At 49.1% G+C, this 22,242-nt stretch carries 14 protein-coding genes; 7 read left to right on the forward strand and 7 right to left on the reverse strand.

Annotation, left to right across the window (positions count from 1 at the left end; genetic code table 11):
* Positions 1–8: 8 nt before the first annotated feature.
* From ACK5NH_RS18545 to ACK5NH_RS18560, 4 genes are all read right to left on the reverse strand, one after another.
* Positions 9–662 (reverse strand): condensin complex protein MksE, encoded by a 654-nt coding sequence (locus ACK5NH_RS18545; protein ID WP_037422308.1) that lies wholly within the window; start codon positions 660–662, stop codon positions 9–11.
* 11 nt (positions 663–673) lie between these two features.
* A complete protein-coding gene (locus ACK5NH_RS18550; protein ID WP_416922461.1) occupies positions 674–4,345 on the reverse strand; it encodes an ATP-binding protein in 3,672 nt (1,223 codons plus the stop codon).
* 227 nt (positions 4,346–4,572) lie between these two features.
* Positions 4,573–5,184 (reverse strand): response regulator transcription factor, encoded by a 612-nt coding sequence (locus ACK5NH_RS18555; RefSeq protein WP_416922463.1) that lies wholly within the window; start codon positions 5,182–5,184, stop codon positions 4,573–4,575.
* A complete protein-coding gene (locus ACK5NH_RS18560; RefSeq protein WP_416922539.1) occupies positions 5,181–7,037 on the reverse strand; it encodes a sensor histidine kinase in 1,857 nt (618 codons plus the stop codon). The genes ACK5NH_RS18555 and ACK5NH_RS18560 overlap by 4 nt, the downstream gene beginning before the upstream one ends.
* A gap of 312 nt (positions 7,038–7,349) precedes the next feature.
* On the opposite strand from ACK5NH_RS18560, the gene dsrO reads away from it, so the two are divergent.
* From dsrO to ACK5NH_RS18580, 4 genes are all read left to right on the forward strand, one after another.
* The gene (dsrO, locus tag ACK5NH_RS18565) at positions 7,350–8,105 is read left to right on the forward strand and encodes a sulfate reduction electron transfer complex DsrMKJOP subunit DsrO (RefSeq protein ID WP_416922465.1); all 756 of its coding nucleotides are present in this window, start codon (positions 7,350–7,352) and stop codon (positions 8,103–8,105) included.
* A complete protein-coding gene (gene nrfD, locus ACK5NH_RS18570) occupies positions 8,095–9,189 on the forward strand; it encodes an NrfD/PsrC family molybdoenzyme membrane anchor subunit (protein ID WP_416922467.1) in 1,095 nt (364 codons plus the stop codon). The genes dsrO and nrfD overlap by 11 nt, the downstream gene beginning before the upstream one ends.
* Positions 9,190–9,266: 77 nt before the next feature.
* Complete coding sequence (locus tag ACK5NH_RS18575; RefSeq protein WP_416922469.1) at positions 9,267–12,374, forward strand: tetrathionate reductase subunit A; 3,108 nt, start codon at positions 9,267–9,269, stop codon at positions 12,372–12,374.
* Positions 12,375–12,627: 253 nt separating this feature from the next.
* On the forward strand, positions 12,628–13,926 hold the full coding sequence (locus tag ACK5NH_RS18580; RefSeq protein WP_416922471.1) for a methyl-accepting chemotaxis protein: 1,299 nt from the start codon (positions 12,628–12,630) through the stop codon (positions 13,924–13,926).
* A 125-nt stretch (positions 13,927–14,051) separates the two neighbouring features.
* Here the strand turns inward: ACK5NH_RS18580 and ACK5NH_RS18585 are convergent, their stop codons facing one another.
* Positions 14,052–14,753: a DUF3581 domain-containing protein gene (locus ACK5NH_RS18585; RefSeq protein WP_416922473.1), complete on the reverse strand. Its 702-nt coding sequence runs from the start codon at positions 14,751–14,753 to the stop codon at positions 14,052–14,054.
* A gap of 252 nt (positions 14,754–15,005) precedes the next feature.
* Between ACK5NH_RS18585 and ACK5NH_RS18590 the strand changes: the two genes are divergently transcribed.
* Complete coding sequence (locus ACK5NH_RS18590; protein ID WP_416922475.1) at positions 15,006–17,189, forward strand: TonB-dependent receptor family protein; 2,184 nt, start codon at positions 15,006–15,008, stop codon at positions 17,187–17,189.
* A gap of 71 nt (positions 17,190–17,260) precedes the next feature.
* Here ACK5NH_RS18590 and ACK5NH_RS18595 read toward each other — a convergent pair whose 3' ends face one another.
* The gene (locus tag ACK5NH_RS18595; protein WP_416922478.1) at positions 17,261–17,491 is read right to left on the reverse strand and encodes a hypothetical protein; all 231 of its coding nucleotides are present in this window, start codon (positions 17,489–17,491) and stop codon (positions 17,261–17,263) included.
* A gap of 135 nt (positions 17,492–17,626) precedes the next feature.
* The gene (locus ACK5NH_RS18600; protein ID WP_416922480.1) at positions 17,627–18,037 is read right to left on the reverse strand and encodes a DUF2391 family protein; all 411 of its coding nucleotides are present in this window, start codon (positions 18,035–18,037) and stop codon (positions 17,627–17,629) included.
* Between the two features lie 528 nt (positions 18,038–18,565).
* On the opposite strand from ACK5NH_RS18600, the gene ACK5NH_RS18605 reads away from it, so the two are divergent.
* Together ACK5NH_RS18605 and ACK5NH_RS18610 are read left to right on the forward strand one after the other, a co-directional pair.
* Positions 18,566–19,600: a hypothetical protein gene (locus ACK5NH_RS18605; protein ID WP_416922482.1), complete on the forward strand. Its 1,035-nt coding sequence runs from the start codon at positions 18,566–18,568 to the stop codon at positions 19,598–19,600.
* Between the two features lie 837 nt (positions 19,601–20,437).
* A complete protein-coding gene (locus ACK5NH_RS18610) occupies positions 20,438–22,177 on the forward strand; it encodes a tannase/feruloyl esterase family alpha/beta hydrolase (protein ID WP_416922484.1) in 1,740 nt (579 codons plus the stop codon).
* The last annotated feature ends 65 nt before the right edge of the window (positions 22,178–22,242 follow it).

The following is a 22,242-nucleotide window of genomic DNA, read 5'->3' on the forward strand; positions in this document are numbered from 1 at the left end:
CCAAGGCATCATAGTAAATCCCGCTGCGTCGCCGTTTCCGCCTGCGCTTCTAGGCTTAAGCCTTCGGTCTCGTCGATAAAGCGGATCACTTCGTACAGGTAATCCAGCTTGCCAGTGGCGATATAAATTTGTTTTTCAACGTTAGGGCGCACCAGATAACCCAGTTCCACTAAGCGCTTGAACACTAACTTAATTTGCGCATCGCTATTGGTACTGGTTGAACCGAATAAGCGATATTGGCTGAGTTTGGCCAACTGCTCACGAAATGCTGGAGTATCTTCAATCCGGCTTTGTAGCTCGGTTAAACGCACTGGCGCACCTTCGCTTAAGGGCGCGTCTTGGCCACTGGCTTCCTGCACTAATACCAGCCACTCCACCATAGGGATAAGCGCCTGACAAATATCCTTAAACTGCGATGAAATCACCTTGCGTTCGCTTTCTCCTAACTGCAAGTAACCACAGAAAAACACGTCGCCCTCGGCGGCCGAAGCCACGGTGCGGTTGATTTGATTCAGGTACGCCTCAACCCGCTCGCGGGTGCTGTTATTTTTCAATGCGCGCCAGCCATCTTCGTTGGTGGTGCGGCAAATAAACTCGCCCTTGAGCAAGAGTTCAATGATGGCGCCCGTGCCCACTAATACGGTTTGGTTCGACTCATTCATGGCAGCACTCATTAGATGGCCTCCTTGCTCAGGCGTTTACTCAACATTTCGGCAATCGGATTGGCTTTGGGCTTCACCACCTGCAACTTCTTGGTTTGTTTATTAATAATGTAACGGTTCTCGAACAGGTTCAGCACTTCTGACTCTGGGTTCGGGAAGGCGCCTAACACGCTGATATTGTTGTTACCACAGGCATCGAAAATCTTCTTCACGTTGGTGTGGTGCAGCGTGCCCAGCTCGTCGATCGGCCAGTGAATGGTCACATCGGCACGGCCACGTAGCAAACGGGTAAAGGCAAGCAGGAACTTACATAAAATCAGGTAAGCCATACCGTGGCTCGAAGATTCGTTCAGCTGTCTGTCGGTGCGAATAATCAAATCGCTATTGCCTTCTTTGAGGCGCAGTTCGATTTCCAGCAACTTAGTAATGCCGCCCGTTAAGGCCGCGCGGCCAATAATATCCAAGGCGCGACGCATGCTGTTGGTGTATTCCTCATCGGGCAGGCCATTAAAGCCGTCGGCCTTCCACTGTTTGAAGGCTTTAACGAATTGCTCAAGCTCAGGCCAAAACTCTAATTCACTGATCTTAGAGCGAATACGGACCGCAGACTCGGATACGCCATCGAGGAATAACTCCTCGCCCACTTCGCGGGTAATGCGCGCACTCTGGGAGGCGATGCGACGGTCGATATCGGCAAGTACATCATAGAAGGCGGTTAAGTCGACCCCGAAGATCCGCCCCTGTTCGCGCAGCGCCATAATCGATTGCGGCACAATCACATTGAGTAACTGCTCCAGCTGCGGCACTAGCTTACGGTAATCCAGCAGGCGAATACCTTTGTCGTTGATAAAGCTCGACTCTTCGCGGGCGCGCTCCCAAGTCTCGGCTAAACCTGAGCCTGACTTGCTGGCAATCACAGAGTCGAAATGCTCCACATATTGCTTAACCGAGCCCATCAAATAATCGCGTTTTAGCAGTAAATCTTCGCCCTGACGCAAACGCTCACCTAGGCTACCCTGAGCTTCTTCATTGTTGGCGGGCAGTTTCAGCTCGGCCAGCTTACGCATCACGGCGCGCAGTTTGGTTAAGTTTTCAGAGGCTTCAATCTGCGCCGCATCCGAGGCCTTACGGTCGGTCTCGAGTTGTTGACGGCGGGTCTTCACTTCTTGGGTCTTGGCTTTAAGCTGCTGATCGATTTCCGAGGCGGCACGTTTCACATCGCTCAATTGGGTCTGCAACTTAGGCTTACGCAGCAACCAAGTGTGTTGATACCAATCGTCGAAGCGCAGTACTTCGCTACGGCGCTGCTCGGCGCTGCTGATTTTGGTTTCAAGCTCACGGATTTGTTGCTTGAGTTTAAGGATGTTGTCTTCATCCACACCACGGGATTTAAGCTCGTTTTTGTACCAGGTTTCGCAGGCTTTCTGCTCGGCCTTAGCGCTTTCGCGGCGGGCGTCGATGGTTGCCTTGATTTGCCCGAGTTGATTGTCGAGCGCGCCAATCACTTCCTGCCAGTAGGCTTGTTTTTCCATGCGCGCTTCGAGCGCCTGCTCTTTTTGCTCTTCGAGCCAGAGCTTGTGTTGATGCTTAAGCTGCTTTAGCTCGCCATCGAGTTGAGTTAAGCGCTGCTGGGCAAAGGCTTTACGCTCGGCCAGCGCCTTATTGATCTTGTCCTGCTCACTGCGTTTTTCATCGAACAGACGACGTAAATCATCGCGGCTATTCTTGTAAGCCGTGCGGGCAAAGGTGAGTTCACGGCTGAGTTTATCCAGCTCGCCGTTAATCGCCACCAGCTGAGATTCAGCCTCGGCCTGTAATTCCTGCGCGCTTTGCAGCGCTTCTTCGGCCTTGCTTAAACGAATACGCAGCTCCTGCTCGGAGGCGGCATATTCAGGCACATCAATGGCTTTAAGATCCAAATGCACCCCAAACAGGGTGTCGCTCGTCCCGGTCACGCTCGGATGCAAATCGGTGCGATGCAGTAACTCGGGGGCAATGACTTTACCCAGACTCTGCTCCCAACCTTGGGCTTCCTTACGCAGGAATTCGAGCAAGGTATGGGATTGCGGGAACAGCATATGGTGCAGTTCATCGAGTGCGGTTTGCCGCTCGTTAACCCGCAGGCTAGCTATGCGCAGCGCTTCGTTGGCTTGGTCGCGTTTGGCGCGCAGCTTACGCTCATCGCTACTTAAACGTTCAACCTTAGCGTTACAGCTTTCTTGCTCTTCGTCGGCGCGGTGAATGCGCTCGTCGAAAATCGCAAGGCTTAACTTTTCTTCCTCGGTGTAGGTCACGCCATCGACACGTAATTTAAGCTCGGCAGCATTGAGTTTGAATTGATATTCCTGCTCGCTAAAGCTCGCCTTGCCCGCATCCATTTGGCTGCGCCATTGGGCTTCGAGGGCATCGAGGTCGGCTCTTGCCACTTCACGCTGTTTGTCGCGCGCTTCGCGTTGTTTATCCTGATCCGCGTGCAAACCTTCCAGCTCGCGGTTTAACTGTTCGCCAATTTTGCTGCGGCGGGCATTGTATGCCGCTTCAATATCTTGGTGTTTTTCGGTTTGTAACTTATGGCGCTCGCTGAGGTTTTCCATGTCCGCGCGCCAGTTTGGCAGCATGTCCAAGTCAGCCTTAGCTTGCTCGATATTGGCATCCAAAAAGGCGCCGTGCTGATCTTCAATCGCATCTAGCTCGTACTCGCACTTAGCCACGTCGCCCTTGGCGGCGGATAGATCGAGGTTTAGCTCGTCACGCACTTCTTTCCATTCGTCGTCCAACATTCGAAGCTTTAAATTCAGCTCCTTAGACAATGTTTGTTGGATCTCTAACCGATCGGCCTCTAGGCTTTCGTCGTTGCGATAACCACGGGACAGGCTCGAGAGACGCATCTCGGCGCTGAGCAGTTGGTTAAATTCTTGCTCGAGCTTTTCAAACTCGGGGCGGATCACTTCAAAGCCTTGGATTAATTGACTCTCGCGGATCCATGCCTCGACACGCTGCGGATTTAAGCGTGAGCTAGGTGGATTCACCCCGTCTTCCTCCAAAATGGCGGCGATCATGGATTTGACCGTTTCCATCTTGCCTTCTTTGGAGTGCACCGCTTTGGCGAGTTTTTCGATATGACGTAGGGAATGCTCGCCTTCGCATAGTGCAAATTGGCGCGCATAGGCCCGCAGTTCACTGCGGTTGCTGCCCGTGCTTAATAGGGTGCGATCGTTTTGGATAATGGCGCGGTATTCGCGAGTGTTGAGCAAGTTGGTAGTAGCAATACCTTGGCGTTTTAAATCGCGGCCCAGTTCCGCCATGGTATGACACAGAATAGTGTCGCCATTTTGCGATTTAATATAATCGCTTAACTCAAAACCTTTAGCGATAAAGCGATAGTTCACGCCTTTACCATCGCCCGCCGACGCCAGCACAGCTTGATAGAGCAAGCCATCGGCCTTTTGGTATTCGTAAATGATGTAACTTGAATCGTGTGGCAAGTACCAACGCTCGAAACTATCGCGGGTTGAAGGCACCACGCGACTAGGGTATTCGCCATAAAATACAGGCACTAAGCGTTGTAGTGTGGTTTTACCCGAGGCGTTAGTACCACAGATGTTGGTATGGCCATTGAGGGCGAGTTCCACAACGCCCGGAAGGTGCGTATCAATCAGCACAATACGAATCAAGCTTGGCATTTCATTCCTTATCCAAACGGGAGCACCTTATGCAAAAAGCGAACGATAAGGTCATCCAAAAGCGGCATTAGACTTCAAAAATCGGGATGTTAGAAGTCATGGCCTTAAAAGTAAGCCCCTAAAATAAGGCAATCGTCGAGCCTTGGCAATTAAGCACCTAGGGCTGAATGCGTTAGCTCACATCAAACGACCAAGGATACGCCAATTCGCCCCAATAAAGGTGAATTTCATGCGGGGGGAAGACGGTCCGTAATCCGGCCATAGATTAACATCATCTCGGCAAGCGAGCAGACCTGCATGCCCTTCATCAAGTTCGCGCGGTGAATTTCGACCGTGCGCATGGCAATGCAGAGCGTATCGGCGATCTCCTGATTCTTATAGCCTTTGGCGATGAGAGTGAGGATCTCTCGCTCCCGTGGCGTGAGCGCCTGATAAGTCTGAAGATATTGATTATCTTGATGATGCTCCTTGGCATTCGCTAACGCTTTTACCACAGCATCGGCCAGTTTGGCGCCATCGGCGGGCTTTTGGAAAAAATCCACCGCCCCGAGTTTAAGCGCCTCCACCGCCATGGGCACATCGCCGTGGCCGGTAAGATAAATCACCGCCAGCGGACTATTATACTGCACTAATTGCGCATGTAACTGCGGCCCGCTAAGGCCCGGCATACGTACATCGACTAAGGCGCAGCCCGGCTCGCTTAAATCGATGGCGGCAAAAAATGCCTCTGCGCTGTCAAAATCGCGGATATTTAGGCCGTAGCTTTCGAGCATAAAACGCAGCGAGCGGCGCACCGACTCATCGTCATCGATTAAATACACTGGCAATTCGTGGCTCATGCTTGTGCTCCCTCAAACTTACGGGGTAAGGATACCTGCGCTTGGCAACCGCCACTTAAGGCGGTTTCTAGGCTAAAGCGGCCACCATGACTCTCTGCGATATCACGGCAGATCACCAGTCCCAGTCCTAAGCCCTCAGATTTTGTCGAATAAAATGCCTGCATCAACAAATTGGCGTCCTCGGTAAGCCCAGTACCATTGTCTGTAACTGTGAGCAGTATCTTACTGTCCTGATACCTTAGGTCGATATCTATCGTAGGCAGATAGGGTTTCGCTGAGTCAAGCTCAGTCTGCTGGCGCTGCACACAGGCATCGACGGCATTTTTTAACAGGTTGAGCAGTAGTTGCTGCATGCCCACTTCATCCAAGGGCAATCGATAGGCTTCACCACTGATATTGGTAGAGAGCTGAATATGATGCTGCTCCAGCTCATAGGCGAGTAGCGGCGCGGTGTCGTTCACTAGCTGGTGCAAATATAAGGGTTGCTTAGACACTGGGCGCTTTTTCAATAAATTACGTAAGCGGCTGATAATACTGTCGGCGCGGCTCACCTCTTGTTGAATTAGATTCAGCACGGATTGCAATTCTTCTGGACTCGTCCCACGTTGCAAACGCACCTTGGCGCCGTGGCAATAATGGCCAATCGCCGCCAGCGGTTGATTGAGTTCATGGGATAGACTCGCCCCCAACTCCCCCGCAATCGCAATGCGCTGGGCATGCTCCAACAGGGCGCGGTTTTCACTGAGTTGCCTCTGGGTATTAACCAACTCGCGGCCGCGGCGGCTAAAACAGTATTCGAGCCAAAAGTGGTACACATTGAGCAGCACTAAAATCGCCAAAGCCAGCCAAGCCCAATGTTGGTGCAGTTTCACCCATTGCCATGCCCGCTGCCACCAAGGAGTTTGCAGAGGGTGCATATCCAGATCTTTAAGCAGTTGATCTATCGCCAGTTGACTGACGGCCGTGGTCCAACCCGCTGATTCGGCAGCTTTCGCGGCGGGGCTGTCTTCGGGTAAGGCCAGCAGGGCTTGAGTCACCTGCTTGGCTAAGGTTTGTGTCGCGCGATTGGTCTTAGCCATCGACCAGTTAGGGTATAACCTGCTCGATACTTGGCAGTGAAACCCAACGGGAGCCTGATTATCTAACACCCGATAATTCTTTATGTTAATCAAGCCTTCGGTCTGCATTTGCTCAAGCTGGCAGACGGGTACGATCGCGGCATCTAAACTTGGGGCTTTATCGCTTGGCGTATCTATATCACCAAACTGATAAACACCGCCGAGCTGATAAACCAGGTTATCGAGTGGAAAGCCTAAGGGAATAATGTCACCCACAAACTCAGGTAAATCTATGCCCTGTAGCTGCGCCTCGTAGACCAAGGTGAGATAACCGCCGAAGGCATTTTTAGAAACGATACCAAGGCGCTTGCCCTTGAGATCCTTTAAGGTCTGATAGGGAGAATCGGCCTTCACCACCAGCGCCGAGCCCACCTGCATAGCCGCGCCATTATTGATTGGGCTTCGTAAGGTGGCGAGCCAAGAAAGCGAATACTGCCTAGCCAACATCACAGATTGCCCAGGGTTAGTGATCACAAAATCGAGGGCCTCGGTTTCGACCCCTCTGGCTAACTCTTCAAGGCTTAAGGGATGTAACCTAAAGTAACTATTAGGAATTTGTGACTCGAGCCAGCCCATTAGCGGTTGCCAGCGATTGATGGTGCCCTTGTAGCCACGAATAGCCAACACGCCCACATCGACGACTTGATAGCTAGCGGTATCATCCATCTGCTCACCCGATGGAGCAACGGTTACTGCGCCCACTCCCGTACTTTGGGTGGCCGATGCCTCGACCATGGCTGACAGACTCAGCAGGCCAAATAAGGCGATGACGAGTCTCACTCCCGCTCGCCAGTCCTTGGTTGATACCGCAAAACCCAACACTGTGCCCACTCTCCTAAGCCCTAAGATTAAATCCATTTCGGTGCCAAATCATAAACCCTAATTTTTGAGAGGTCATTCTAACTGATATTTGTTGCGCTAGATCAAGTCCCTATCGGATATGTGGAAAACCACTATAGAGATGCCGCCTGCCCTTTTACAGAATGCGCTTAACGCTAAACCTTAAGTCTTTCGACCCGTTTTATCTGTAAGAGTGAAGGAAATCCTATGGACAAGAGTAAACGTCAGTTTCTCGGAAAAATGGCCAGTGTGAGTGTTGGCGCCGCGCTTATTCCCGTCGTTCATGTGCAGGCGCAGCAAGCCCCTCAAGCAAACATGGGGAAACGTTACGGCATGGTGATTGATTTGCGCCGCTGCGTCGGCTGCCAGGCCTGTACCGTCGCTTGCACCTTTGAAAACCTGCCGCCCCTAGGGCAATTTCGTACCACAGTGCAGCAATACGAAGTATCACAGCAGGATGCGACTACGCCGCCCGCATTTTTGATGTTACCAAGGCTTTGTAATCACTGTGAAAATCCGCCATGTATCCCCATTTGCCCCACGGGTGCAACCTTCCAACGCCCAGATGGCATTGTGGTAGTCAATAACGACTGGTGTGTCGGCTGCGGATACTGTGTGCAGGCTTGCCCCTACGATGCCCGCTTTATCAATCATGAGACCAACACTGCCGATAAATGCACCTTTTGCGCCCACAGGCTCGAAGCAGGACTCTTACCCGCCTGTGTCGAAACCTGCGTCGGCGAAGCGAGGGTGATTGGCGATCTGAACGATCCTCACAGCCACATCAGCCAACTACTCAAAACGAATCAATCGGATATCAAGGTACTCAAGCCCGATGCCAACACGGCCCCCAGAGTGTTTTATATCGGCATGAACAGTGCCTTCGAACACAGGATCAGCGGCCAAGCCCCCGTTCGTACCCTACTGACAGACACTGGCGAGGAGATCCACCATGGTCATTAAAGAAATCTTTACCCCTGATATCGCCATCACTTGGCTACCTTGGGCAGTGCAATACTTCTTTTTAATGGGTTTGGCCTACGCCAGTGTGTGGGTGGCGACCATTCATTTATTTAGCACGAAACAACCCGATGCCAGACTGCTCAAGCTCTGCGCCTGCTTGATGCTCACCGCAGGTATAGTCGCGCCGATTGCGCTGCTTGCTGACCTTCACCAACCGCTGCGGGCATGGCATTTCTATGCCCAAATCAGGCCGCATTCATGGATGTGGTACGGCGCCTTTTTACTGCCTACTTTTTCCGGTGCGAGTGCCCTTTTTGCTTGGCTATTACTGCGCCAATACTTGCCAACCAAAGCCTCGACACAAGGGGAATCGTCCCAAGATTGGGTGGGGCGTATTGCGCAACTTATCCGCCTAGGTAACTGGGATAGTGATAAATGGATTAAGCCAATCGCACTGATTGCTAGCCTAAGCGCCTGCAGTATTGCCCTTTATACCGGAATGGAAACCATGGCGATCAAAGCGCGGCCGCTCTGGCATACCTATTGGTTACCGCCATTGATGGCGACCAGTGCCCTGCTCGCCGCCTGCGGCACACTCGCCCTACTCAATCGCATTTTGCACGGTTATCAAGCCAGTACCCAAGACAGATTACTGCAATGGGTTAGAGCAAGCTTTGGCCTCTTCGCCCTGTGCCTTATCGGCTGGGCCTTATTCGATAACAGCTCGGCGCACGAAGCGGCGCTGTTATTAGACACCAGCCCAAGCTGGCAGCTCGCCGCTATCTGGGTATTGGTCACCCTAGCCCTGCTGGCATTGGTATTAGCAGTGCGCCGCCTCCCCTCGGTATTGATGTTAGTCGTCAGTCTGACAGCGGTGCATCTGGCATGGGGATTTCGCTGGATTGTACTTATCCAAGCGCAAACTGACCCTAAATACGGCGCGGGCACTTATTTCTATCAATTGCCATGGGGGCCAGAGGGCCTATTGGGTATCGCAGGCACCTTCGGCCTCTGGCTCGCACTGATGGTGTTAGTGTCTGAATTTATTCGCCATCAACCCAGCTCAGCCCGTCAGGCCATGTGAGCCACTGCACTTTTAATTAAGAGCATTGACATTAAGAGCATTGGCATTAAGAAAGTTACCGCATTAAGGAGTCCGTAATGGATAAGAGTAAACGTCGTTTTATCAAAGGCGCTGCTGTGACGGGTGGCGTGGGATTATTTGCCGCAGGTTACAGCCATACCTTAGCGCAAATGGGCAAAGGGGTCGTGAATGGCAGTTCGGGAAAAACCACCCAAGATCCCATCCATGGCAATTCGCTAGCCCCTGAATATAAAGTAGATTTAACCTCAGGCCAGTTGATTGGCAACGATGAGCAACGTATTGCCAATACCATGTGTCTCGGCTGCTGGACCAAGTGTGGCGTGCGCGCCCGTATCGATAATAAAACAGATAAGATCCTCCGCATCAGTGGCAATCCCTATCATCCACTCTCGGCGCGGGAACATATTGACTTCGATACGCCGATCAAAACCGCCTTAGTTGGCTTAAGTGCCTATCAGGAGCAAGGCTTACAGGGACGCTCGACCGCCTGCGCCCGTGGTAATGCCATGTTAGAACAACTAGATAGCCCCTATCGCGTCACCCAATGCCTTAAACGGGTCGGGCCACGCGGCAGTGGGCAATGGCAAAGCATTAGTTTCGAGCAACTGCTGACCGAGGTCGTCGATGGCGGTGACTTATTTGGCGAAGGCCAAGTCGAAGGCTTAAGAGCCATACGCGATATCAGTACGCCACTCGATGCCAATAATCCTGAATATGGCCCCAAGGCCAACCAGTTATTGGTGTCGAACGCTTCGGATGAGGGCCGAGATGTCATCATTAAACGCTTTACCTTCAATAGTTTCGGTACACGAAATTTTGCCAACCACGGCGCCTATTGCGGCTTTACCTATCGCGCAGGTGCAGGTGCCCTGCTCGACGATTTAAAAAAGTACGCTCACCTTAAGCCCGATTGGGACAATAGCGAGTTTCTGCTGTTTATCGGCACCTCGCCGCAACAGTCGGGCAATCCTTTTAAACGCCAAGCGCGGCAGTTGGCCAACGCTCGGGTCGACGGGCGGGAATTCAGTTATGTGGTGGTGTCGCCCATGTTGCCCAACACCTCGAACCAGCCCTGCGCGGGCAACAATACTTGGCTGCCGATCCGCCCCGCAACCGACTCCGCCCTAGCCATGGGCATGCTGCGCTGGATTATCGATAACCAGCGCTACGCCAGTGCGTTTTTAACCGCGCCCAATGCCGAGGCGGCGAAAGCTGCGGGTTATCGCGGTTTTAGTAATGCCTGCTTCTTAATCATCAGCACACCAAATCACCCCAGATACGGCCAATATTTGTATGCCAGTGATCTCGGCTTGCCCTTCGAAGGTAAAGCCTATGGCGAGCAAGACTCACCACTGGTTGTCGATACCGCCACAGTGCAGATCCTTCCAGCCGGACAATGCGCCAAGGCGCAACTTGAGGTTGAGCAAATAGTGAATACGCCAAAGGGTGAGCTGAGCGTGAAATCCAGTTTTCAGCTGCTCAGTGAAGCCGCGCGCAGCGTCGAGATGGTCGACTACGCCAAGGAGTGTGATATCAGCGAGACGCAAATTGCCGCCCTCGCCCACAAGTTTACCAGCCATGGCACTAGGGCGGCGGTGATCTCCCACGGCGGCACTATGAGCGCCAACGGTTTTTACAGCGCATGGGCAATTATGATGCTCAACGCCATGATAGGTAACCTGAATCTTAAGGGCGGTGCGATAGCCAAAGGTGGCACTTTCCCCGCCTTTGGTGCGGGCCCAAGGTACAATCTGCAGGACTTTGACAGCATGGTCGAACCTAAGGGCGTATTCCTCTCACGCTCTAAGTTCCCCTACGAAAAAACCTCTGAGTATCGCCGTAAAGTCGAGGCGGGTGAGTCGCCCTATCCATCGAAGGAACCTTGGTTCCCTATCTCATCTCCCCTGCTCGGTGAGCACTTAACCGCGGCGGTGCACGGTTATCCCTATCGGCTCAAGGCGTGGATTAACCATATGGGAAACCCGATTTATGGTCAGGCGGGACTCGGCGAAGCCATTGGTGAACAATTAAAAGATCCCAAAGTATTACCGCTATTTATCAGCATCGATAGCTTTATCAATGAGACCTCGGCGCTGTCGGACTACATAGTCCCCGACACCTTAACCTATGAATCTTGGGGCTGGAGCGCCGCGTGGCACGGCACACTCACCAAAGAAGCCACCGGGCGTTGGCCAATTGTCGAGCCGAGGGTCGCCAAAACCGCCGATGGCGATGTGATTTGTATGGAATCCTTCCTTAGCCAAGTGGCGATAAAACTTAATCTGCCCGGCTTTGGTGACAATGCGGTCAAGGCCGCCGATGGCAGTCTGCATCCCCTTAGCCGTGCGGCCGACTTCTCGCTCTACGGCGCGGCAAACGTGGCCTACCTTGGAAAACCCGTTGCCGATATCAATGCCGAAGATATGTACTTCAGTGGTGTTGGGCGCATTCAAACGGAACTCAACGCTAGACTCAAACCCGAAGAAGTCAAAAAAGTCAGTTACTTATTTGCCCGTGGTGGCCGCTTTGAGAATATCAACGCAGGTCGCGACGAGGCGGACAACCCCAGCAAGGTTTGGCCAAAACCCTTAATGCTCTGGAACCCCGAAGTAGGTAGCAGGCGTAACAGCTTGAGCGGAGAATATATGAGTGGCTGCCCACGACGTTATTATCCATCGCTCGCCGACGGCACGCCCTTGAACCAAGCATTCGATAAGTCACAATGGCCACTGCTGATCAGCAGTTATAAGTCGCATACCATGAGTTCGATGAGCATAGGTTCGGACCGTTTACGCCAAGTGCACCCTAACAATCCGGTGCGCATCAATGAGCAGACCGCCGAGCACTTTGGCATCAAGACTGGAGATACGGTTAAGATCAGCACGCCCAATGGCAGCGTGATTGCCTTGGTTGAATGTGTGGCGGGCGTGCATCCCGACTGCATTGCCATCGAACACGGTTATGGTCATAAGGAGTTAGGGGCACGGGACATTGTTATCGATGATAAGAAGATCGTCGCCAACCCGCTGATCCGCGTCGGAGTCAATATGAACGATTTGAACCTGTTCGACCCAAGCCGCCATGGTCGCTACCCGCTTGTGGACTGGGCTAGCGGCGCATCGGCGCGACAAGGACTGCCGGCCAAAATCGAGAAACTCAGTTAATTCCTGCGCTAAACCCAAGATGCAGCTTGAGCGTCTTGGGTTTGTCTCATCAGTTTCCCCAATCAAATACGTCATTATTTTTGTGCTTATTCATGATCTTAATTTGGATACTTTTGGTATCTATCTCACAGCATGAAGTTTCGTTGAAAAGCCACTTACGAGTAAAATCATGGCTATATTTACACTATGCCTAAATAAACCACTTAGGCACTCAAGGCAGTTTTTGGCTTAATCAGCTCATCAGGAGTATTCAGTGTTTAATTCTTCACTACGTAAAGACCTAGCAGAGAGCGAAATAAAGCGCAGGGAAGCCGAAGCCGTTATCGATTCAATCAAAGCGAGTATCGCGACGATTGAATTCACTCCCGATGGCATCATTCTCGATGCAAATCCGCTGTTTTTAAAGGCTGTAGGCTACTCACTGGATGAGATTGTCGGTAAACACCATAAACTATTTTGCGCCCCCAACTATGTAAACTCCTCCGACTATCAACAATTTTGGCACGACTTAAAACAAGGCCAAGCGAAGGAAGGTAAATTCCCTCGCGTGCACAAAAATGGTCAAGAGATCTGGTTAAGGGCGACCTATTTTCCCATCAAGTTGGATGGCAAAATCACTAAGATTATGAAAACCGCGGCGGTGATCACTGAAGATAAATATCAGCTAGATGCGCAAGCGGCGCTGTTTAATGCCCTGCAAAAATCCCAGGCGATTATCGAATTCACCCCTGAGGGGAATATCCTCAATGCCAATGCTAACTTCCTCAAAACCATGGGTTATAGCAAGGAGCAACTTCAAGGCAAGCACCATCGGATATTCTGCTTCGACCGTTTTTATCAAGAGAATCCCCACTTTTGGGACGATCTCCAGCGTGGGCTGTATAAGAAAGGCTTATTTGAACGTAAAAACGCCTACGGTGATCCCGTGTGGTTAGAAGCCGTTTATAACCCAGTAACGGATGACAATGGCAAAGTTGTTAAGGTGATCAAATTCGCCAGTGATATTACCCAGAGGATCATCAAGAGCCATGCGATTCGGGATGCAGCCAATATCGCCCATGCCACCTCGCAGAGCACGGTTGAACAGGCTAACCGCGGCGTGCAATTACTCAACGCGACAGTAAGCACCTCTAACGCGATTGCGGCACAGACCTATAAAACCACTGAGTCTATGGTGAAGCTCAACGAGCAATCCCAGAGTATTCAAGCGATTGTCGCTACCATCAGCGCAATTGCCGATCAAACCAATCTGCTGGCACTCAATGCCGCCATTGAAGCGGCTCGTGCAGGGGAACAAGGCCGGGGTTTTGCCGTGGTTGCCGATGAAGTACGCCAATTAGCGGCGAGAACCAGTAAATCCACCAGCGAAATTGCGGCAGTGGTCGATAAGAATAGCCAACTCACTGCCAGTGCCACCGACATGATGAACGAGGTTGAACGCATCGCGGAAGAAGGCAAACAGCAATTAGCAGAAGTCACCGCTGTGATGGGCGAAATTCGCACCGGCGCAGAAAATGTTGCTGAGACTGTCTCGCAACTTTCGATTGATTAATTAAAGTAAGGGCTTGGGATAACTGTTCACCTTAAGTACCGTTATCCCAAGTGATTTAACTCGAGCTCAGTCGATAATGAGTGCCCTCGAATCCCTCTTTGCCTGAGGCAACAGGCATTCGCCGATCAAAACTCGGTTTTACGCCCTTCATAGGCGGCGCACATTTGCAGGGCTTGTGCCTCGTCATAGGGACGCAGTCCACTCATGACTAAGGCTTTAATCCCTGTACCCACTAAGGTATCACCGCTATGCAGCTCAAAGTGCAGCGTCACATCACCGCGCTTACCATCAATTTTAAGCTCTTGTTGTACAAGCGATAAACTCACTTCAACAAAGTCGAGACTGCTCAAGTCGAATGACATGCTCTCGTAAATCACTAAGGGACGTTCGGGGTTAATCATCACTTGATGCTGCTTCATCAAAGGCATCAGGATGTCGATAAAATTGTGTCCCGAGAAAGCCACATAATTGCGAATAAAAGATTCAGTTTGCGCGTCGCAGCGGCTCACCTCACCTTGGCGACTCACCTGTAAATAGGTTTTCTCGCGGTTATCACAGACCGCAAAACTGTCATTCACCTGCTCGGGGAATTGCAGTTCGACGCCATCGCCGACCATACCCGCAAAGGTAAACTTCATGTTCTGGCTTAAACCGTATTGGGTTAAGACTAGGGCAAACAGCAAGTCACCTGGCACACAAAAACGCTTCGCACCAACATCGTGGATAGGGTTGAAATCTTGGGCGATTTTCTTCGCGAAGTCACTGGCTTGTTGTGCGGAAACAGAAATTGATTGATTTTGCTTAGAAAAATACGGCGATAGGAACATATAAACTCGATCTTAACTGGCTCAATACTGGGCGAATAACAAAGGTGCAACGAGTCTACCGTAGTTTCGGCATTTCACTCACCCGATGACTTATCCCCTTAGGAGCTGAACAAAGTAACATTTAACTTACATTTGTAAAGATAAAGAATTTTAAGTTGGTTTTAAGTTAACAAAACTAAGCTCCGCAATCACAAACGAGAATAATTCCTGTTTACAAAAAAAGACAAGCACCTTGTCGATTCGGAGAACCTAATGACCCAGCTTAGCCCCATGCGCCTCAGTTTATTAGCCTGCGCATTAACCACCGCCTTCAATGCCCAAGCCAACTCGCCAACTCAAGCTCCAGCACAAATAGAACAAATCAGTATTTTCGGCAGTAAAAATCCCCTCGATACCACCCCTGGTAGCGCCCATCAAATTACCGAAGCCGAATTAGAAACTTTTAAATATTCCGATATTATGCGCACCTTAGCCTCAGTGCCCGGCGTCTATATTCAAGAAGAAGATGGCTACGGTTTGCGCCCAAACATTGGTATGCGCGGCACGGGGCAAAATCGTTCAGAAAAAATTACCGTGATGGAAGATGGTGTTCTCGCCGCTCCCGCTCCCTATGCCTCCCCTGCAGCTTACTACTTTCCCACCTCAGGCAGGATGCAATCTGTTGAAATCCTTAAGGGAAGCTCAACGGTAAAATATGGCCCCCGCACCACGGGTGGCGTGATTAACATGCTGTCTCGACAAATCCCCCAAGAGGCATTAGCCGGCAAGATTGATCTTGCCTTAGGTCAAGATGGTTTCGGTAAATTACACACTTATGCCGGCGGACAAGGCGAGCGGATTGGCGCAGTAGCCGAGATTTATCGCTATCAAGCCGACGGATTTAGAGAGATAAACACAGTCGGCGGCGACACTGGCTTTACTAAAAATGACGCCTTAGCCAAGGTCAGAATCAACACAGACAGCACGGCCACTTACCAGCAATCCCTTGAGCTCAAATTGAAATTTGCCGATGAGACCTCAAACGAGACCTATATGGGTCTGACCGATGCGGATTATCAAGCCTCGCCCTATCGCCGTTATTCTGCCTCGCAAAAAGATCAGATGACCACGAAGCATAAGCAAGTGCAGCTCAACCATATTATCGATTTTAGCGACACGCTGAGCCTGAGCAGCATTGGTTATTACAATGATTTTCATCGTAATTGGTACAAGGCCGACAAGGTTGGTGGCGAGTCATTAAGTGGCAAAGGGATCCAAAATGCTGCCGACTTTGACGCGGGCCTGCTCTCTGAGCTTGAGGTCAATGTCAAAGCCAATAATCGCAGTTACCTCGCCCAAGGGATACAAACGGAACTCAATTGGTTACTCGGGGATCACGACCTCGCCTTTGGTCTTCGCTACCATGAAGATGAAATGGACAGATACCAATGGGCCGACAGTTATTCAATGGACGCCAACAGTGTCATGTTACGCACTAAGAGTGGTGTCCCGGGCACCGACTCCAACCGTGTCGATAGCGCCACGGCATTTGCGGCCTATGTGCAGGATATAATCAGCCTAGACGCTCTCACCATTACCGCAGGCCTGCGCTGGGAAGATGTCGAAACCCAACGCCACGATTGGGGCAAGAAGAACCCAGGCCGAGAGGGCGATCCAGATAAACAGGTTGAAAGCCAGTTCAATGCTCTGCTGCCTTCGTTATCAGCAACTTATCAGATTAATGAGCAAGTATTACTTCTGGCTGGAGTACAAAAAGGCTTCTCGCCCGCCGCGCCCGGCAACGCTAAGGGGCAAGAAGAACAAAGCTGGAACTATGAGGCTGGCGTTCGCTACCATCAAGATGCATTTAATGCAGAGTTAATCAGCTTCTACAGTGATTACAGCAACATGCACGGCAACTGTACTGCGGCGCAGGGTTGTGATGACACTAAACTCGACAACCAGTACAACGCAGGTGAAGTAGAAGTTAAAGGCCTCGAACTCAGCCTCGCCCACGAGTTTAACAGTGCAGGGGCATTGAGTTTTCCGGTCAAACTCGCCTACACCTATACCAATGCCGAGTTTGGCAATAGTTTCGAATCTGAGTTTGAAACCTGGGACAAGGTTGAAGCGGGTTACCAGTTAACCTATCTACCTGAAAACCAATTGTATATTTCAGCAGGTGTGCAATCAGAGAGCTGGCAAGTCACAGTGGCGGCGCGTTATACCGATGAGATGCGCACCAAGGCGGGTGCAGGGGCCATTCCCGCAGATGAAGTGATCGAGGCTAAAACCTTAGTGGACTTGTCGGCGCGTTACTTTGTCACTAACGGCCAGGAAGTGTACTTAACCGTAGACAACCTCTTCGATGAAACCTATATGACGACACGAGTACACGGCTCTATCTTTGCCGGAAAACCCCAAACGATCACACTCGGTTACAGCTATAAGTTTTAATCCTTCGTAAAACCAACAAGGGCAAACCAAGTTTGCCCTTGTTACAAAAATCGTCAGTCAAATAACCGCGACTAAACTCGCTTAAATTCCCGTTTTAACTGAAAACTCTCGTCGGTCACCAGTTGCTCCAATACCTCAACTCGTTCGCGCAGCTTATCAAGCTCAATGCGTAACAGTTGGTTTTCGGCCTGAAGCTTACTACTGACCGAATTGCCGCGTTCGCGGATCTTCATAATCGCGACCGTATATCCGCCGACAATGGCAAAAATGGGGATAAGTAATGCAAGCGTTGCTGCGTTCATAACACGTCCTTTTCGAATTTGTCTATTAATCCAGTATGTGCAACATAAACTAAATGTACCAGTGACAAAAGTCATGAGTAGCCAGTCATGAGTTGTAACCCAAGCAGTTGAGCGACTCGTTTGCAAAATCTCGTGCTACTCCTTATCGAAGCTATCCACCACAATCGCTCCCATAGAGGCGGGCATGGTAATCACGATAATCCGTTTAATAGAGGTAATGGGGTCGTCAATAAAGGGCAATTTATCGAGGCAAAGGAGCACCAAACTGACCACACAGGCGCTAATCAGATAGGCCACCACAATCCGAAAAATAAACACCGGCAGACGCTGACGAATATTCTGTTGGAACACACTCTGGTAAGTAAACACGCCGAGAAATAACAACGACAGGCTAAATAACATCAGCAGATTCACTAGCGGCAAGGTCTCTCCTAACTGCCATGCCTCCTCCGAAAAGCCAATAGGCACAGCTAGCGCAAAGGCCCCGACACAGACTTGAATCGCATCTTCGGTATTAAAACGATAGGTATCAAAATTAAAGCTCATCGCACCTCCATGTGATTTCACGGCAAAATAATAGTCGCTCGTCCTAGTTAGTCATCCTCAAGTCCCTGATGTTCCCCTTTCACTTGCCGCGACTTTTATGCGTTTTTAATGCGTCGGCTAATACCTTAAATACGGCAGATGAGTGCAAACGGCTGCACGGGAAAGCAGTTTATGTTTTTAGGGAGCACCGTAGCACTTGAGTAAGGTATTCATTGCAATGCACTAACACAACACTTCGAACTCTGTTCAGGATGTACCAACTGAGATAACACATTTAGGGGATATAAATGGTTTAGTATCCCTGCTCGAATCCGTAATTTTCAGATTAACATCTCTATGTTTAACTATCTCATACAACGAAGCATTTGAAGTCCATTTCATCTGAAGCCAAAAGTAGCTTAGTTAAGTAGTGGCGATTCAATCTGTAGTACACATACATCTGTGAGATGTGTGCTCTACATCGCCCCATGGCGAAAAATTATTAGCTAATATGCCTGACGAATTTTTTCCACTAGAAGCAGCCGTGCCATGTTATATCGGCAATATGTTAAGCCTAATATCCAGCTAGTACAGATAATGTTCGTATCCATTATCGTCATATTTTTTTCGTTAAAAAATCAATTTGGCGGCCAGCTTTCTGCTCACTTTAGCATCACACAGCAATTTATCAGCGAAATTGCTCCCAGCGCGATCTTAATTTGTGCACTGTTAGGAGTTAGCCATTATCTCATCAACCAAAAGCTGAATTACTCGTTCAACAAATCCCAATTGAAGCTAAATCAAAAAATATTTGGCTTGTCTTTCTTATTAGGCTGTTCAAACTTATTACTATTTTTGAAAGCGGAAAGACTTAAACTCACGCAGCGTGATCGCTACATGGTTTTGTTGATAAGTCTTAGTTCGGCGGGAGGGATCAGCTGCATTTCACTGTCGGCTTTAGGCATACCTGTATATCAACTCCTACTGGCTAGCTTAGCTTTACCCCTAGCCATTATCATTCTTACCATCCCCTTCAATTTGAGAAAACCTGATTATTCAATAGATTACATCGGCGACACTATCCAATCTAGATCTGAGCCAAAAAGTTTATCCACTTACCTTATCCAATATTTAGTTGGTGCGAGTAAACTTACTGCAAATAAAGCTATTACCATTATGTTCTTTGAAGCCCTCAAAGGTTCGGTACATAAGTTTAATATCGATTGGAGCTCTATTACCTATTATCCACATTTATTCATGAAGGATTTGGGCTTTACCGCTCAGGCTGCGGACGTTATCACTCAGGCATGGATTGCGAAAACCCTTGCCAATAGGGAGGTTGCACTGATTGATGTTACTAATGCGGGGATTTATGACGAGCTAACACTGATACAACAAATGCTGGTCCTTTCTTTGCTCATCAATATTGCCAGCGTGAGTGCTTTCATTGTTATTAGTTTGAATATATTAGCTTTATTCGGCAAGCAAGCGATGCAATATCTCAAAATTCTGCCAATTGTTTTTGTCATAGTTACTCTTGTCCCCATTCTTCCTGTGATTATCTATGCCCTGTTTCCACATTAACTGATGGCCCTACAAGCTTCCGCAGCAAATTTGCGGTTACTTGGCTAACTACCTAAGGCGTTAACGCTATATCACTAATCATTCACTTTAATGACGGCTCTGCCGTTAATAATGGACATTCTGTAGCATTAAACTTGGTCAACTCCCCTTACTCTCCAAGAGTCAGCCAGAGCTTGTTACTTTCAAAGGGGAAATTGATTTTGTAACTAGCTTTAAATCCCCTTACTCCTATCGCCTCTAAATTAGCGTTAACACATTTATTTTGTTGATCAAAGTTACACTTCCACGAATTTCGCAACACAATTCTCACACCTCACAACATATCATTGCCCATATTGGTCATACATCATACATTTAAATATATATCAGTTAAAAATTGCCTCATGCACCTAGAAAGGTTGAATTAATGAATTATTTATTCTTAGTAGTTCTGTCAGTACTAGTAGTACACGAAATCTCAAACTGCACTTTCGTGATGCTCAGTAAAATCATCACGAAAGTGCAGTTGAACCTCTTGGGCTACAACACCAATACAGGGCAAACCACATCACTTTACGGCCAGCTCTATTACAACACCACCAAAGTGAATGGGAGAGTTACTTTGGTTCGGCCAAGTAAGTATTAAAAGCATAAACATCGATGCCTTCTACGATGATTAAAACTTTCAAGCAACTGACCAAGTCATTATCAAAGCAACGTCTCAGTCGCCTAAAAGTTTGCCTAAAGCCACTAATTAAAGCGCTTCCCTGCGCCTTTTCAGGGTGTATCAACTCCTTTAGATACACCCTTTTTTTATAGTTAGTCAGTGTTTTAAACTATTACAAATGGAGCTGTACCATGGAAAAAAGACCCCAACTTGTTCCTACAATTGCATTATCCTGCTTGTTACTCGGTGCATGTGGTGATAATGATTCAACACCTCTCACGCAACATCTCTCCCCCGCCACACCAGCGACTCTCAATATTTGCAGTGATATTGCATCCCAATTTAACTTCGAAAATACCGTCATCACCAGTTCTGAAATGGTTTCAGCGGGTAAAGTTGAATACAGTGCAACCGAAAGTTACTCAGCACCTGAACATTGTGTTGTAAAAGGTTATATGAACGAAAGAATGGGTCTGGGGAGTAGCGGTGAGGCTGATACAAAATATGCCATAGGGTTTGAAATGCGGTTGCCAACGGATTGGAATGGCCGTTTTTATTATCAAGCAAATGGTGGCCTCGATGGCTCTGTCTCTAAAGCCGTAGGCAGATTAATTTTTGCCGGTGGTACCGATTCAGCAGCATTAAATCGTGGTTTTGCAGTTATCAGTTCTGATGCAGGGCATCCTAGCCCTGCTCCTCAATTTGGATTTGATCCACAAGCTCGTATAGATTACGGCTATAACGCTGTAGCCGAATTAACCCCCATGGCAAAAAGTTTAATCAAAATTGCTTATGGCAAACAACCAGATAGATCATACTTTGCAGGTTGTTCAAACGGTGGTCGGCACACTATGGTGGCAGCAAGCCGTTATGCTGATATGTATGATGGCTTTATTGTCGGTAATCCAGGATTACACTTACCGAATGCTGCTGTGAGTCAACTCTACGGTGTTCAGCAATATTCAAAGTTAGTCACATACAATCCGGACGGTTCTGATATTTTAGCGACATTACAGACTGCCATTACTCAAGAAGAATTTGGCGTTGTTTCACAACAAATCCTCAAACAATGTGACACATTAGACGGTTTAGCCGATGGTATGATTAACAATACTTATGCGTGCCAAAAGGCCTTTGATCTAGACCGCGATGTGCCAACTTGCTCGGGCGAAAGAGACGGTACATGCTTGAGTGCAGAGCAAAAGCAAGCACTTAGCAACATCATGGCTGGGCCACATAACAGCCAAACTGGCGAATCCTTATATGCGAACTTCCCATATGATGCAGGCATAAGCGCCAAAGATTGGTCATATTGGGAATACTATATGGCTTTAAATCGTGACACAGGGTCAGTAGGCTATGTGTTTAGTACGCCACCAACACCATTTGATAATAATGAACAGGCGGCATTAGCGTTTATTCAGTCTACTTCTGTTGAAACTTATGCCCAACGCATTCATAACACCACCTCCCTTTATACTGAGTCGGGATATGATTTTATGACGCCACCTGAGCTCACCAAACTTTCGACATTGAGAGCTCGAGGCGCAAAAATGATGGTATTCCACGGTACTTCTGATGCCGTGTTTTCAACAAACGACACCGTAAATTGGTATAAAGAGTTAGATAGCAATAATTCAGGAAAAGCTGCCGACTTCGCAAAATTATACTTAATCCCAGGAATGGGTCACTGTGGAAAAGGACCTACAACCGATAAGTTTAATATGGTCGATGCATTAGTAAACTGGGTAGAGAAGGGTGTAACTCCCTCTGAGATCCTAGCTTCTGTGCGTGCGGAAAATACAGAATTGCCTGCTGACTGGTCAAAAACACGTACACGCCCGCTTTGTCCATTCCCTAAAATGGCTAAATACAATGGCAGTGGCGATATTGAAGATGCAGCGAACTTCAGCTGTGTAGCGTCTGAATAAGAGCAACCGTCCTAAAATGCCACTTAATTGTTCATTAAGTGGCATTTTTAATAAAATTTCATTGA

This window comes from Shewanella sp. (genome assembly GCF_047975355.1).
Taxonomy (GTDB): Bacteria; Pseudomonadota; Gammaproteobacteria; order Enterobacterales; family Shewanellaceae; genus Shewanella.

Excerpts from the sequence above, each read along its gene's own strand:
- ACK5NH_RS18545 (WP_037422308.1), bottom strand. The coding sequence starts at position 662 with ATGAATGAGTCGAACCAAACCGTATTAGTGGGCACGGGCGCCATCATT.
- ACK5NH_RS18550 (WP_416922461.1), bottom strand. The coding sequence starts at position 4,345 with ATGCCAAGCTTGATTCGTATTGTGCTGATTGATACGCACCTTCCGGGC.
- ACK5NH_RS18555 (WP_416922463.1), bottom strand. The coding sequence starts at position 5,184 with ATGAGCCACGAATTGCCAGTGTATTTAATCGATGACGATGAGTCGGTG.
- ACK5NH_RS18560 (WP_416922539.1), bottom strand. The coding sequence starts at position 7,037 with ATGGTCGAGGCATCGGCCACCCAAAGTACGGGAGTGGGCGCAGTAACC.
- dsrO (WP_416922465.1), top strand. The coding sequence starts at position 7,350 with ATGGACAAGAGTAAACGTCAGTTTCTCGGAAAAATGGCCAGTGTGAGT.
- nrfD (WP_416922467.1), top strand. The coding sequence starts at position 8,095 with ATGGTCATTAAAGAAATCTTTACCCCTGATATCGCCATCACTTGGCTA.
- ACK5NH_RS18575 (WP_416922469.1), top strand. The coding sequence starts at position 9,267 with ATGGATAAGAGTAAACGTCGTTTTATCAAAGGCGCTGCTGTGACGGGT.
- ACK5NH_RS18585 (WP_416922473.1), bottom strand. The coding sequence starts at position 14,753 with ATGTTCCTATCGCCGTATTTTTCTAAGCAAAATCAATCAATTTCTGTT.
- ACK5NH_RS18590 (WP_416922475.1), top strand. The coding sequence starts at position 15,006 with ATGACCCAGCTTAGCCCCATGCGCCTCAGTTTATTAGCCTGCGCATTA.
- ACK5NH_RS18595 (WP_416922478.1), bottom strand. The coding sequence starts at position 17,491 with ATGAACGCAGCAACGCTTGCATTACTTATCCCCATTTTTGCCATTGTC.
- ACK5NH_RS18600 (WP_416922480.1), bottom strand. The coding sequence starts at position 18,037 with ATGAGCTTTAATTTTGATACCTATCGTTTTAATACCGAAGATGCGATT.
- ACK5NH_RS18605 (WP_416922482.1), top strand. The coding sequence starts at position 18,566 with ATGTTATATCGGCAATATGTTAAGCCTAATATCCAGCTAGTACAGATA.
- ACK5NH_RS18610 (WP_416922484.1), top strand. The coding sequence starts at position 20,438 with ATGGAAAAAAGACCCCAACTTGTTCCTACAATTGCATTATCCTGCTTG.